Origin of the sequence: Methylobacterium trifolii (genome assembly GCF_022179685.1) — a bacterium.
Lineage (GTDB): Bacteria > Pseudomonadota > Alphaproteobacteria > Rhizobiales > Beijerinckiaceae > Methylobacterium > Methylobacterium trifolii.
The window spans coordinates 16,228-29,658 of record NZ_BPRB01000114.1; the positions used below are offsets into that span (position 1 = coordinate 16,228).

Annotated in this window: 9 protein-coding genes and 1 tRNA gene; 1 reads left to right on the plus strand and 9 read right to left on the minus strand. The window is 68.8% G+C overall.

Annotated features, from left to right (window positions below):
* Positions 1-202: 202 nt before the first annotated feature.
* The 3 genes from COGEMETH_RS10885 to COGEMETH_RS10895 form a co-directional block, all read right to left on the minus strand.
* A complete protein-coding gene (locus COGEMETH_RS10885) occupies positions 203-640 on the minus strand; it encodes a prepilin peptidase (protein WP_238182584.1) in 438 nt (145 codons plus the stop codon).
* Between the two features lie 106 nt (positions 641-746).
* On the minus strand, positions 747-1,061 hold the full coding sequence (locus COGEMETH_RS10890; RefSeq protein ID WP_238182585.1) for a hypothetical protein: 315 nt from the start codon (positions 1,059-1,061) through the stop codon (positions 747-749).
* Positions 1,062-1,069: 8 nt separating this feature from the next.
* On the minus strand, positions 1,070-2,593 hold the full coding sequence (locus COGEMETH_RS10895; RefSeq protein WP_238182586.1) for a type II and III secretion system protein family protein: 1,524 nt from the start codon (positions 2,591-2,593) through the stop codon (positions 1,070-1,072).
* Between the two features lie 249 nt (positions 2,594-2,842).
* On the opposite strand from COGEMETH_RS10895, the gene COGEMETH_RS10900 reads away from it, so the two are divergent.
* Positions 2,843-6,085 carry a glycosyltransferase gene (locus COGEMETH_RS10900; RefSeq protein ID WP_238182587.1) on the plus strand — a complete coding sequence of 1,081 codons (3,243 nt, stop codon included), beginning with the start codon at positions 2,843-2,845 and terminating at the stop codon, positions 6,083-6,085.
* 37 nt (positions 6,086-6,122) lie between these two features.
* Here the strand turns inward: COGEMETH_RS10900 and COGEMETH_RS10905 are convergent, their stop codons facing one another.
* From COGEMETH_RS10905 to pedC, 6 genes are all read right to left on the minus strand, one after another.
* Positions 6,123-7,166 (minus strand): glycosyltransferase family 61 protein, encoded by a 1,044-nt coding sequence (locus COGEMETH_RS10905; protein WP_238182588.1) that lies wholly within the window; start codon positions 7,164-7,166, stop codon positions 6,123-6,125.
* Positions 7,167-7,641: 475 nt separating this feature from the next.
* A tRNA-Lys gene (locus COGEMETH_RS10910) sits at positions 7,642-7,717 on the minus strand.
* Between the two features lie 153 nt (positions 7,718-7,870).
* Entirely contained in the window at positions 7,871-8,572 is a 702-nt protein-coding gene (locus COGEMETH_RS10915) for an orotate phosphoribosyltransferase (RefSeq protein WP_238182589.1), read from the minus strand.
* Between the two features lie 200 nt (positions 8,573-8,772).
* Positions 8,773-11,310 carry a TonB-dependent receptor domain-containing protein gene (locus COGEMETH_RS10920; RefSeq protein WP_373875344.1) on the minus strand — a complete coding sequence of 846 codons (2,538 nt, stop codon included), beginning with the start codon at positions 11,308-11,310 and terminating at the stop codon, positions 8,773-8,775.
* Between the two features lie 352 nt (positions 11,311-11,662).
* Positions 11,663-12,286: a hypothetical protein gene (locus COGEMETH_RS10925; RefSeq protein WP_238182591.1), complete on the minus strand. Its 624-nt coding sequence runs from the start codon at positions 12,284-12,286 to the stop codon at positions 11,663-11,665.
* Complete coding sequence (pedC, locus tag COGEMETH_RS10930; RefSeq protein ID WP_238182592.1) at positions 12,283-13,173, minus strand: lanthanide ABC transporter permease protein PedC; 891 nt, start codon at positions 13,171-13,173, stop codon at positions 12,283-12,285. Before pedC ends, COGEMETH_RS10925 begins: the two co-directional genes overlap by 4 nt.
* Positions 13,174-13,431: the final 258 nt, after the last annotated feature.

The window sequence follows — 13,431 nt, forward strand, 5'->3', positions numbered from 1 at the left end:
CTCACTCTCCCTGTGACCGGGCATCTGATACGCGCCCGGCGTCATGGTTGACCGTTCCTTAACGGACCGGTCGTGTCAACAGAGGCAAGACGGCGCGCGCGCGTGATCCAAAGTCCACCGCCTATACTGCAAGGCGAGGACCGTGACGGAACGGCCATGCGCCGATGCAGGCAGCGGTCTTTATTTGCCGGCGCGCCTGCGATCAGAGCAGATGCGAGGCCCCGATCACGCCGAGCCACGCGCCGGCGATGCTCGGCCCGAACGGGATCTTGGCGGCCCGCCCGGTGCCGCGGGAGGCCACCAGCCCGAGGCGCGCGGCCACGATCGTGAGCAGCGTGAGGACGAGGAGCATCACCGCGAAGACGAAGGCCCCCTCCGGGCCGACCCAGAACAGGGCCGCCGAGAGCAGCTTGGCATCGCCGCCGCCGATCGCCCCGAGCACGAAGGCCGCGATCAGAAGCGCCAATGCGGCGCCCGCGAGGATCGCGTGCGGGACGAGGAGGAACGTCGTGCCGCGCTCGACGCAATGGGCCACGAACCCCGCGCTCAGCAGCAGGACGGACAGGTTGCGGATGCGGAACCGGCGCAGGTCCTCGACCGCGACGGCGACGAGGAGAAGGCAGACCGCGAACTCGACCATTCCGGCCCTCTCCCGGCCCTCGATTCGTGAGGCGACGCGCCGTCTCCGCCGTGCGGAATTCCCGTCCCGCGAACCGCCGACCGCTTCCCGCGAAAACGCTGTGGGCTCAGCGCAGCGACGGCGCGTTGATGGACGGCACGTTCGACGGGCCGACCGGCACCGGCGGCAGGATGGCGATGCCCGAGCCGCTGGACGGGTTGCGGTAACGCTCGATCGCGTGTGCCGCGCGCTCGCCGTCGGTTTCGAAATCGATGCGGTCCGATCGCGGCGGCCAGGGGTCGATGACGTGCCGGGCCATGTTGGCCTGGACCGCCTCGCCCGAGCCGAGGGTCAGCGTGTCGCGCCGGGCAAGGTAATCCTGGCAGGCCGTCAGAAGGAGCGGCAGCGCGGCGGTGAGGCAGAGGAGGAGCGGGCGGCGCATGCCGAGCCTCACCGCATGACCGCAGCGCGACCGAATTCGTCGACCTCGCCCGCGGGTGGCGGCACGATGTGCCCGTGCGGCCCGATCGCGCCGCCGCGCGAGGTCACGAACACGCGCGTGTCGCGGGCGATCTCGGTCTTGCCGTTGACGAACAGGTCCACGTCGTTGGCCGGCAGGGTCGTATCGAGGGGCGTGGCCAGCACCTGACCCGGCTTGGTCGGCTTGACCAGGGCCGGCGTGACGATGACCACGAGTTCTGTCTCGCGCTCCTGGAAGGCCGGGCTGCGGAACAGCGCGCCGAGCACGGGGATCGATCCGAGCCAGGGCAGCTGCTCGATCGTCCGGGTCGACTGGGTCTGGAGCAGTCCGGCGATGGCGAAGCTCTGGCCGTCGCTCAACTCGACGTTGGTGCGGGCCCGGCGCTTGGTCAGACCCGGCACCGAGACGCCGGCCCCGACCGCGACCGAGAGCGTCGGGTCGATGTCGCTGACCTCGGGTTCGAGCTGTAGGTGGATCTTGCCGTTCCTGAGCACGGTCGGCGTGAAGGCGAGCTTCACCCCGAACTCCTTGTAGGAGACCGTGATCTGCGGCGAGCCGTTGAAGGTCTGGTTGGCGATCGGGATCGGGATCTCGCCGCCGGCCAGGAACTCGGCCCGGTCCCCGGATTGCGCGATCAGGTTCGGCTCGGCAAGCCGGCGCAGCAGCCCCTTGGTCTCCAGCGCGTTGATGAACACGTCGAGCTGCCCCGACGATCCGCCGAAGGATTGCACGACGCTGGCGAACGGGACGCCGCCGGTCGCCGCCTTGACCGCGCTGCCCACCACGCCGGAGAGCAGGCCCGACGAGGCGGCCGAACTGGAAATCTGTGCGTCCGCCCCGAAATTGCCGACCGCGGCCAGGGTCCGAGGCCCCCCGAACTCGTAGCGGATGCCGAACTCGCGGCCCGCGTTGCGGTTCACCTCCACGAAGCGCACCTTCAGCATCACCTGCTGCGGCGAGCGCACCCGGGTCAGGTTGACGGTGCCGGGGGGCGCGACCTGCATCGCCCGGTCGACGGTCGGCGCGTCGGCGGCGACCCCGGTCAGCACCACCTTCTCCCCCTGGCTCTCCACGGCCAGGCCGGATTCACCGGTGCTGCGCCGGACCTGGCTCTCGATGTTGCGCACGTCGGGGCGCACCTCGATGTCGATCAGGCCGGCGAGCCGCTTCTCGGAATCGATCAGCGAGACGTTCGTCGTGCCCACCTTCTTGCCGAGCAGGTAGATGGTCCGATCGCTGATCGGCACCACGTCGGCGATCTCGGAGGAGCCGACGAGCAGGTCCGCGAAGGCCTCGGAGACCTTGATGGTCTGGGATTTGTTCACGGTCAGCTTGAGCCGGAGCAGCACGGCGTTGCCGCCGGTGCGCGGCAGGGTGCGGACCTGGGCCAGAGCCGGTGCCGCCAGGGTGAGCAGGGCCAGCGCCACGGCCAGGCAGCGACCGAGCGCGCGCCGTGGGCGACCACCGTCGGGATAGGTCGGCTCGTTGGGCACGCAGGACACTCCGACTCCGTTAACGAAATCTTAACCGTCGCCGGGGCGCCCGGATAGAAGACAGGCGGTGCCATCCGGCTATTGTCCGACGGTGCGGTTATCGAGCCACTGTCGCCTCGGGCCGCCGCAATTCGGTCTCAAAGGTGAGATCGTCGCGCCGGAGACCAGCCGCCTGTCCTAATGCGGCCCCGAGGCGGTCCGACTGGAGTTCCATCTCGCCCGAGACTGCGGAACAGAGTACAGGCCCCCATGCTCTTCTGGAAAAAGCGTCCGCGGTCGACCCGCCCCGACCCGCAGGTCGTCGAAGCGGTGCGGGCCTCGGGACTGTTCGACGCGGCGTGGTACCTTCACGCCTATCCGGAGGTTGCCGCCTTCCAGGCCGGGCCGCTCCTGCACTTCTGCGAGTACGGCCTCGACGAGCACCGGGAGCCGGGCCCGAACTTCTCGACGCAGCGGTATCTCGGGCACCGGCCGGAGGCGCGGCACGGCGCCAAGCCGCCGTTCCTGCTGGCCATCGGCGAGGGCGTCGCCGCGACACGGCCGCTCTGGCTCTCGCAGGATACCGAGACGCTGCGATGGCTGCTGGAGCGCAGCGGGCTGTTCGACCCGGACTGGTACAACGCGCGCAACCACGACGTGCGCCGCTCGAAGACCGTCCCGATCGATCACTTCCTGAAGGACGGTGCGGCCGAGCGGCGCGATCCGGGGCCGGGCTTCGACACGGCCGCCTACGTCCTGCGTCATCCCGACTGGGCAGCCGAGGCCGGGAGCGCGATCGAGCATTACCTGCGCATCGGCCAGTTCGCCGGCGAGCAGGCGATTCCCAGGGCCGATGCCGAGGCGGGACGAAGCATCAGCTACCAGGATTGGATCGCGGCCTTCGACGACCTGACCGAAGCGGATCTCGACCGCATCCGCGCGGACGGCGCGGCGGCGGCGCTGCCGCCCGTGTTCGGGCTCTGCCTGCCGGACGGCGATGGCCGGGCTACGGGAACGCCCGATCAGGTCGGGGTGAGATGGCAGAACGGCCGCCCCGGTGATGCGGACGAGACTCGGGCCGACCTCGCACGGCTGCCCGAAGGCGCGATCGCACTGATCTACGGGGGGCAGGTCCGGCTCCGCCCGCACGCCGCCTACGTGCTGGCCTCGACCCTGTGCGCCCGAGGGGGCGAGCGGGCCCTGCAAGCGGTCTATGCCGACCACGACCTCGTGGATGCGGCCGGGACGCGGCTGCGTCCCGTCTTGAAGCCGGACATGTCGCCTGCCTTCATGGAGCGCCTGCCGTATGCGGGTCCGCTCGCGGCCTTCCGGATCGGCCCGGGCGTCCGGGAGGCGATCGCCGCCGCCCTGGGCTCGGTCGGGCATGCGGACGGTGGCCCGCGCACCGATGCGGCCGGATCGATCGCCCGGGCGCTGCTCGCACTCGACCGGGATCGCGTCTCGCGCGCGCCTTGGGTGCTCTACGGCCTGCCCGGGACGGGCGCCCCGGCGGTCTACGACGGTTTCGAGCCCGTGCCCGATGCTCCCCCGCCTCCCGAGGCGCCCGACATGTCCGACGAAGGTCTGGCACGGGTGCGGATCGTCATCCCGACGCGGGACCGGGCGGGCATCCTCAAGGCCGGCATCGACAGCATCCTGGCGCAGACCGACTATCCGAAGGCGCTCTTCGGGATCACCATCGTCGACAACGATTCCGTCGAAGACGAGACGCTCGCCTATTTCGCGACGCTGCAGGATTCCGACAGCGTCGCGGTGGTGCGCTCCCCCGGAGCCTTCAACTTCGCCAAGATCTGCAACGACGGCGCCGCATCCACGGACGCCGAGGTGCTCGTCTTCCTCAACAACGACATGACCGTCAACCGGCCCGACTGGCTGCGCCGGTTCATGCACCACCTGCGTCTCCCGGACGTCGGCATCGTCGGCGCACAACTGCTCTATCCGGACGAGGCCGTGCAGCACGGCGGGACCGTGCTCGGGGTCCAGTTCGTGGGCGCCCACCGGCTGCACGGGGCGGACGTCGACGAGGCCGCCCGCATCGACGTGACCCGCGAGATGGTATCCGTCACCGGAGCCTGCCTCGCCGTGCGGCGGGCGCTGTTCGAACGCCTGGGCGGCTTCGACCCCGCCCTGCGGGTGGCCTTCAACGACGTGAAGCTGTGCATCGACGTGCACCGGGCGGGCTACCGGAACGTCTACGTCGCCGAGCCGCTGTTCTACCATCACGAGTCGATCTCGCGCGGACACGACGATTCCCGGCTCAAGCGCCAGCGCAACGCGCGGGAGGCGATCTACGTGCGGGAGCGGTACACGGCGATCCTGCACGACGACCCGAGCTACAATCCCAACCTGTCCCTGCAGCGGGTCGGCGAACTCGCCCGCCCGCCGCGCCGGGTGCGGCCGTGGCGGCGGGCCGAAGCCGGCCCGGACGGCGGCTGGCGGATACTGCTCCTGAGCGTGACCCACGATTTCGGCTCGGGCGTCGCCATGGTGGTGGCGCAGCAGGCCGCGTTCCTGCGGCAGCGCGGGTTCAAGGTGTTCGTCGGCGGTCCCGCCGGCCCTGGCGACATAACCTATCGCGGCTGCACCCGCGTGCCGCTCCGGCAGCCCGACGAGCTTGCGGCCTATGCGGTGAGCGAGGCGATGGACTGCGTCGTCGCCCACACCCCGCCCTATTTTTCCCTGGCGCGCTACCTCGGGCAGCGCCCGCTCCTCTACGTCTACGATCACGGCGAGCCGTTCCCGCACCTGTTCGACAGCCGCGAGGAACGGGAGGACGTGGATTGGGAGAAGCGGATGTGCGTGGCGGGCGTGAAGCGCGTCTTCACGATCTCGCAGGCGATCTTCGATCAGCAATACCGGGCCGACGCGCTCGTGGTGCGCAACGGGAATTCGCATCTCGCGACCTGGGACGGGCAACGTCGGGACCGGCGCGCGGCCTTGCGCGAGACACTCGGGTTCGCGGGCCGGTTCGTCGTCCTGAACGTCTGCCGGTTCGGCTACGAGGAGCGCTTCTACAAGGGGATCGACGTCTACATCGATCTCTTCCAGCAGGTCCTGTTCGCCGACCGGGACCTCGTCTCGCGGGTGGTGTTCGTCCTTGCCGGCCGCGGCAAGGAGGCGGACGTCGCCTATGTCGAGGCCGGCGGTCTGCGCGTGTTCGCGAACGTCTCCGATGCGGAGATGACCGACCTGTACGTCGCCGGCGACCTCTATATGAACTTCTCCCGCTGGGAGGGCTACAACCTCGGCATCGGGCAGGCGCGCGCCATGGGCCTGCCGGTGATCGCCTCCGACATCCCGGCCCACCGCGAGTTCGGCATCCCCGTGTCGAACAGCGTGGCCGAACTCGTCCGGCTGGTCGAAGACGCCTTCCGGACCTGGGACGCGGGCGGGCGCGCGGCGATCATCGAGCCCTGGGACGTCCCGCTCGCACGGTTCGCGCAGACGCTGGAGGACGACCTCGCCGAGGATCGGGGGCAAGCCTGGACCTGAGCGGCTCGGATGCAGGGCGCCCGGCGACGACGGTGCTTCAGAACCGGTCGAGGTGCCGCTCCAGGGACGCGAGGTCGACGGAGAAGTTCCTGCGGTAGATCTGCGGCTCCGGGTCGTCGGTCGGGCCGAACAGGGCCGCGTAGCGGTGGCCGCAGGCTGCCGCGAGGTCCCAGTAGAACGGCTCCATCCAGCCGTCCGGCGCCAGGTACGTCAGCGGCGTGCCGACCGGGCAGAGCACGCTGCTGGTCATCGCGGCCCCCATGATGCCGACCACCTGGCGGGCCTGGGCGAAGGTGGCCCATTGCTCGCGCAGGTTCAGCGCATCGACGTTGACCGGCGCGTAGCCGCGACGGGCCAAGAGATCGCCGACCGCGTCGCCGTTGAGCAGCTTGCGCCAGAGCCCGCCGCTGCGGTTGACGAAGATCCTGTCGGAGTCGGCGAAGCTCGGCGCATCGAAGGCGGCGCGGCCGAACAGGTCGCGGATGAAGCTGAGCGCTTCCGGGTTCTTGCCGACCGGGTGGTAGCTCGCGGGCGTGACGTAGTGGAGGTTCTCCACAGTGTAGGCCGTGGCGCGGTCGAGCATCCGGATCGCGAAATCGCGCCGCTCCCCCAGGGCCAGCGCGGCGCCTTCCTTGCGTGTCCGGTCGATCTCCGGGGAGAACCGCGCCATCAGGACGGCGATCTCGCGACCGCCCGCGCGCAGGATGTCCGTCGCGGCGAAGGCGGGAAAGTCGTCGACGACCCAGTGCCCGTAGTTGAATGAGCCGGCCGAGCCGACGAACAGGGCGTTGGCGGCCCCGAGGTCGAGGCGCTCCCGGCTCTCGCAGGCGGCGAACCGCGACAGCGGGTCCGGGCCTTTCTCGGCGCGGTCGATCTGCCGGTAGCACTCGTAGACGAGCTTCACCCCGTCGTCGGTGAGGGCGAAGATCATGTTGTCCCAGATGACGGCCCGGGGAATCCGGACGAGGAGCGAGGGGGCGAGCCTCGTGAAGTGGCCGTCGATCTCACGGTAGAAGCGCTCGACCGCCGGGGCGAATGCGGGGTCCTGGCTGATCGTGATCTGGTGCGCGCCACGCGCCACCGCGGTTCCGGGAAAAATCTCGGCCCGGATTTCGATTCCGGCCGGATTTCGCTCTGAGGACTCGATTAACTGTTCAAGGCTAACGTCCGGATCGTAGTAGCCGCCTTGGCCGTAGAGTTCGGTCGGCGAACAAGAGAGAAAGTCGGAATGGTCCATCTACGGACCTTCCAGAAGGCTCGACGGCTGGTCAAGCGTCCTGATAGGATAGCGAAGCAGCGACTTTCGCAAGGGCATAGCAACGGCTGTGAAGCCCCAAAGCCTAATGACGATGGCTCGAACGCCGCGAAAGGAAGGGGTGGGCAAGCAAGCCTGACGGTCGGCCCTGCACAACCCTAGGTCCTTCCGATCGGCGAGGCGACCGTCCGTGCAATCAGGCGCCCAAGCGTGAAGCTAAGGCTCACGATGGCGTGGTAGCTATATGGTTGCTAGGCGCTGCCAACGATGCGCCGCTAATATGCCAAGTGATTGATATGTATGGTGAGCGCGCTGGGGCTCGAACCCAGGACCTACAGATTAAAAGTCCGTTGCTCTACCAACTGAGCTACGCGCTCGCGTCCACCGGTGTCCCGGTGGAAGGCCGGCCCCGCAATAGGGGAGCGGGGCGGTGGGGTCAACACGAGGAAGCGGGCCTGAAAGGGTGCCGTCCCGGAGCCCGTCGAGGTCCCTTTGAGGCCCCTTCGTAGCCCCTTGCGCGGCGCCCTGCCTCAGCCCTGTCCGAAGGCCGAGATGCCGCCATGGGCGGCCGACCATTGCGCCGGCTCGTTCAGGAAGCTCTCGACCTCGGCGAGCACGCCCGCGTCGAAATGGCCGCTCTCCTTGGCCACCGCCAGCACGTCCCACCAGGTCGTGAGCGAGTGCAGGCGGATGCCGATCTCGTCCATCAGGTCGCGGCTCTTGGGGAAGATGTCGTAGTAGAACAGGACGAAGCAATGGTCGACCGTCGCGCCCGCATCGCGCAGGGCCTGGCAGAAGCCGACCTTGCTGCGGCCGTCCGTGGCGAGGTCCTCCACCAGGAGCGTCCGGGCGCCGGCCAGGACCTCGCCCTCGATCTGGGCGTTGCGCCCGAAACCCTTTGGCCTCTTGCGCACGTACTGCATCGGCAGCATCAGCCGGTCGGCGATCCAGGCGGCGAACGGGATGCCCGCGGTCTCGCCCCCGGCGATGCAGGTGATCGACTCGTAGCCGATGTCGCGCACGATGGTGGCGGTGGCGAAATCGATCAGTGTCGAGCGCAGCCGCGGATACGAGATGATCTTGCGGCAATCGATGTAGACGGGGCTGGCCCAACCCGAGGTGAAGGTGAAGGGCTCGTCCTGGTAGAAGTGAACGGCCTTGATCTCGAGCAGCATCTTGGCCGCCTCGCGGGCGATCACGCTCCTGTCGATCGGAAGGAAGGACGTGGTCATGCGTTCGGCTCCCGGACGACGGGCGGACCTGCGGCCTGCCACGCGGATGGATCTGCGCTCGGATCTTCTGAGGCGATCCTCCTTCCAACTGCCGCCCCCGAGCGTCAACCCCCACCGGTCCCGGCGACGGAGCCCGAACGGAAACGGGGGCCGCCGCTGTCGCGCGACGACCCCCGTCCGGCTGGAGCGTATCAGGGCCTTCAGTACTTGCGGATGATCGGCTCGGCCATCGGCGCCGGGGCCTGGCCGAAGCTGTAGCGCAGGCCCGCGTAGATCGAGAGCGGCTGGGCTAGCGTCGTCGTGCGCGGGTCGTTGATGGTGAGGTTGCCCACGACGTTGCCCCGCTCGGCGAAGGTGCCGAAATTGGCGTACTTGTTGTTGGTCAGGTTGGTGATCAGGCCGAAGACCTGGAGGTTCGGCGTGACCTGGTAGCTCGTGTTGAGGCCGAGCACGAGGTAGGCGGGCAGCTTCGGGTTCAGGTTGGACTCGTCGCCGCGATAGTAGGCCGAGGAGAAGGCCTGGAGGTTCATGCCGAAGCGCCAGCCCGGCAGGACCAGGTAGTCGAAGCCGACCTTGAACTGGTGGTCGGGGATCAGCGGCACCTTGTTGCCGCGGGTGACGTTGATCGCCCCGTCGACGGCCAGGGGATTGTTCGGCGAGGACAGCGTCCCGTTGAACTGGAAGGTCGCGTCGATGAGCGCGTAGTTGGCGTAGACCGAGAGGTCGCCGCGCGTGTACTCGCCCCCCACTTCGATGCCCTGGCGTTGCGTGGCCGGCACGTTGACGAAGTAGCCGCGGGCCGCATTGCCGGGGGTGGCGAGCTGGATGATGTCGTTGGCCAGATCCGTGCGGAAGGCGCCGACCTTGTAGGTCACGAGGCCGCCCTCGTAGAAGTTCGGGATCTGGCCGCGGATGCCGACCTCGTAGGTCTGGCCGGTGACCTGCTTGAGGGGCGGGTCGGCGACCAGCGAGTTCGGCAGCAGGCAGGGCCGGTCCGGGTTGGCGCAGGCCAGTTCCAGCGGGGTCGGGGCGCGGTTCGATTCCGAGTAGCCGCCGTAGAGCGAGAGGCCCGGGGTGAAGCGGTAGGTCAGGCCCGCCACCGGGTTGATCTTGGTGAAGTAGTGCGTGCCCGTCACGTCCGGCGAGAACCCGGTCTGGTCCTGAGAGGTGACGCGGGCGAAGTTCAGCCGGCCGCCGGCGGTGAGCGACAGGGCGTCGGTCAGGTCGATCGTGTCGGTGGCGAAGACGCCCATGTACAGGTTCGAGCCGATCACCTGGCTCGGGGCGATGCCGAGCGCGGCGGCGGTGCGGAGCTGCGAGGTGCCGAGCCCCGGGATGGTGCCGTAATAGGGGTTGTTGGGATCGGTGGTGACGGACAGGTCGGGGTTGATCACGCCCAGCGTGCTCGACGACTTGAAGCTGTAGGTGGCCGCATCGATGCTGCCGCCGACGACGAAGCTGTTGTTGAACCCGAACACCTTGTCGCGGTTGGCGGCCTGGAGTGAGCCGCCGTAGCCGGTGGCCTCGGTCTTGGTCACGTCGATCGTGCCGTAGGGGACGTTCGCGGTGAACGGGATGCGCTGGTTGTTGCCGCCCAGGATCGTGAACTGGTTGCGGAAGGCGAGGTCCGACTGCCCGGCCGCCCGCGTGAAGCCGTCGTCCTCGAAGCAGAGGAAGCCGCGGTTGCTCGACCGGGCGCTGCACTGCTCGAAGTTGCCGTCGTTGCCGTCGATGTAGGTGTTGCTGAAGCGGCGGAAGTAGGCGTTGCCGGCCAGATCCCAGGTCGGTGAGATGTCGACCCGGCCGGTCACCTGCATGGTGCCCATCTCGGTGGTCGTGGTCTGGGGGTAGGTGAAGATCGCCCGCGGGTCGACATGGGTGAAGTCGACGGGCGTCGCGGCGGCCGCGCCGAAGAAGGTGCGGGCGAAGTTGCCGATCAGGTGGAACTCGGAATTGGGGCTGCGGTAGCCGAGGTCGGCGTAGAGGCGGCCGATCGTCGACGGGCTCTCGTAGCGCCAGCCGCGGTCGTTGAGGCCGTCGCCGTTGAAGTAGAAGCTCCACGGCCCGATCATCTTGCCGTATTCGAGGGAGCCGGCGATGCGCCCGTCCGAGCCGCCGAGCGCGGTGACCTCCGCCCCCTGCCAGGTGAAGCCGTTCTTCATCTGGATGTTGACCGCGCCGCCGAGCGCGTTGAGGCCGAAGACCGGGTTGCCGGTGACCACGTCGATGCGCTGGATCGCCGACGGGGGGATCAGGTCGAACTGGACGGTGTCGCCGAAGGCCTCGTTGATGCGCACGCCGTTCTGGTAGACGGCCAGGCCCTGCGGCACGCCCTGCACCGGGGAGGCGGTGAAGCCGCGGTAGTTCACGTCGGTGCGGTTGTTGTTGCCCTGGGAGTCCGAGAGGTTGAGCCCCGGCGTCTTGCGGGCGAGGGTGGCCACCGCGTTGAAGGTGCCGCGATCCGCCTCGAGGTCGGCCGCCGTGACCGTCTCGACGGTGCTCGGGATCTTGTAGAGGGGCTGGGCGCCGCCGCGCAGGCGCGGCTCGACCACGGCCGGCACCGCGCCGATGGGCGCCTGCACCAGGGGCACGCTGGAGCGGTAGTCGCCCGCCCCGCCCACGGGCGTCGTCGCGACGACGCTGATCTCGTCCAAGGTCACCGACCGGGTTCCCTGTGCCTGCGCCGCGAAGGGCAGCAGGGACACGGACGCGATCAGGCAGCTCCGAAGCGGCCGCATGGACATTCCCCAACCTTCCAAGAATCGAAGACCCGCGCCCCTTTGACCGGGGCTTATGGCTCACTCATGCCGCCACGGCCGCGCTTGGACAATCGGGGCCCGGCCTCACCGGCCGCGATTTCGGGGTCGATCACGTTTTCGCGCGCAGAATCGGAAACCGCGTGCTGTCGCTGCAACAGATTTTCCTTAGAGTTTCAAGGATTTAGGGATTTATCGGCAACTCCATCCGGGATCATTCGGCAATGCCGGAACGCGGCGGAATCGAAGCCCCGGCCCTGCGCCAGACAGGCCGCCCACAACAAAAAAGCCCCGCGACGGGGTGCGTCGCGGGGCTTCGCGCGGGTCGCGTCGCCTACAGGCGCGCCTGGATCTTGCGGGCGATCTCGCCGAGGCGCTGCTCCAGGAGTTGGGGCACCTCGCAGACGTAGGTGAGCGACTGGCTGCGCTCCTGGAAGATGCGCCGGTCCCAGGCGAACTTCGTCTCCAGGTCGGACTGTTCCTTGGGCATCTCCCGCGCGTCGCTGGCGCTCGGCGCGTCCTTGGTCTGGCTGACCTGGTCCGCCTCCTCGCGGATGCGCTCGGCCATGCGGCGCTGGCCTTGCGCGTAGCGACTGATGCCGTTCATCACCTTGTCGCGCTCGCCGTTGAGCACCTCGAACACGCCGGCATAGACGCGGGTCAGCGCGTTGGCCTTGTCGGCCGGGGCGAGCTTGGCGGCGTACTCGTCGAGCAGGGGGTCGACCTGCGCCAGGTCGGTGCGGCGCGAGGCGACCTTCTGGGCGAGCACGGCCGCGTCGGTGTCGTCGCCCCAGGCGCCGGCGGCGGCGATGTCGGGGCCGGTCCAGAACTGGCCGGGGCTGAGCGAGGTGACCTTGCGCTGGACGCAGGGCCAGTCCGGATCGGCCCTGGGCTGGGCGGTGGCGGGGCCGGCGAGGAGGCACAGGGCCGCGAGCGCCGGGATAAGGAACTGGGTCATGGATTGTCTCCGGCCGGGCCTCCGCGCCGGGCCATGATGCCGCGGCCGGGATCGTAGGCGATGACCGCGAGGCTGAAGAAGGTGAGCGTGGTGCCCACCACCACCGCGCAGGCCAGGGGCTCGAACTGCCCGTAGAGGGCGAAGCGCACGAGCTGCACCGCGTGGGTGAAGGGGTTGCACTCGCAGATCCAGTAGAGGGTCTCGCTCGATTCCCGAATCCGCCAGAGGGGATATAGGGCGGACGAGGCGAAGAACATCGGGAAGATCACGAAGTTCATCACGCTGGCGAAGTTCTCCAGCTGCCGCACCAGGGAGGACAGGAACAGGCCGATCGCACCGAGCATCAGGCCCGCGGCGAGGAAGGCGGGCAGGGCCGCGAGGTAGCCGACGGGCGGGATGTCGGTCTCCCAGAACCAGGCGACGGCCAGGAACGCGTAGGCCTGCACCACGGAGACGGAGACGCCGGCCACCAGCTTGGCCAGCAACAGCAGCCAGCGCGGATAGGGGCTCGTCAGCAGCACCTTCATCGAGCCCACCTCCCGGTCGTAGACCATCGAGAGGGAGCTCTGCATGCCGTTGAAGAGCTGGATCATCACCGCGAGCCCCGGCACCACGTAGACCTCGTAGAGCACGTAGGTCTGGTAGGGCGGCTCGATCGAGACGCCGAGCGTGTTGCGGAAGCCGGCGGCGAAGATGAACAGCCAGACCAGGGGCCGCACCAGGGCGGAGAAGAACCGCTCCTTCTGGTTGAAGAAGCGCAGCAGCTCGCGGCGCACGATGCCGCCGAGGCAGATCAGGTAGCCGACCGCATCGAGGCGCCCGAGATGGGCGGGGGATCTTCTGGCGTCGGCCGGGACGACGGGCGTGGCGATGGTGGGCGTGGTCATAGGGGCGTGCCCGTATCGAGACTGCGCGCGGAATCCCTCCCCCCTCTGCGGGCGGATTCGTACATTTCCTGCGGCCGGATAAGCTCCTGTTCCGGAACGCGTTTCCCCTCCCCCTTGTGGGGAGGGGTCAGGGGTGGGAGTGGTTCAGGATCGAGCGATCCGGTGCCACCTGCACCACCCCCACCTCCGGCTCCTCCCCACAAGGGGGAGGAGAGGCCCGCGGTCGGGCCGGGGCACGTTCTGAAAGCGATATGTGAG

What these genes read in the sequence shown, in the direction of transcription:
- COGEMETH_RS10920 (WP_373875344.1), bottom strand. Translation starts at nt 11,310, where the DNA reads ATGCGGCCGCTTCGGAGCTGCCTGATCGCGTCCGTGTCCCTGCTGCCC.
- COGEMETH_RS10915 (WP_238182589.1), bottom strand. Translation starts at nt 8,572, where the DNA reads ATGACCACGTCCTTCCTTCCGATCGACAGGAGCGTGATCGCCCGCGAG.
- COGEMETH_RS10890 (WP_238182585.1), bottom strand. Translation starts at nt 1,061, where the DNA reads ATGCGCCGCCCGCTCCTCCTCTGCCTCACCGCCGCGCTGCCGCTCCTT.
- COGEMETH_RS10900 (WP_238182587.1), top strand. Translation starts at nt 2,843, where the DNA reads ATGCTCTTCTGGAAAAAGCGTCCGCGGTCGACCCGCCCCGACCCGCAG.
- COGEMETH_RS10925 (WP_238182591.1), bottom strand. Translation starts at nt 12,286, where the DNA reads ATGACCCAGTTCCTTATCCCGGCGCTCGCGGCCCTGTGCCTCCTCGCC.
- pedC (WP_238182592.1), bottom strand. Translation starts at nt 13,173, where the DNA reads ATGACCACGCCCACCATCGCCACGCCCGTCGTCCCGGCCGACGCCAGA.
- COGEMETH_RS10885 (WP_238182584.1), bottom strand. Translation starts at nt 640, where the DNA reads ATGGTCGAGTTCGCGGTCTGCCTTCTCCTCGTCGCCGTCGCGGTCGAG.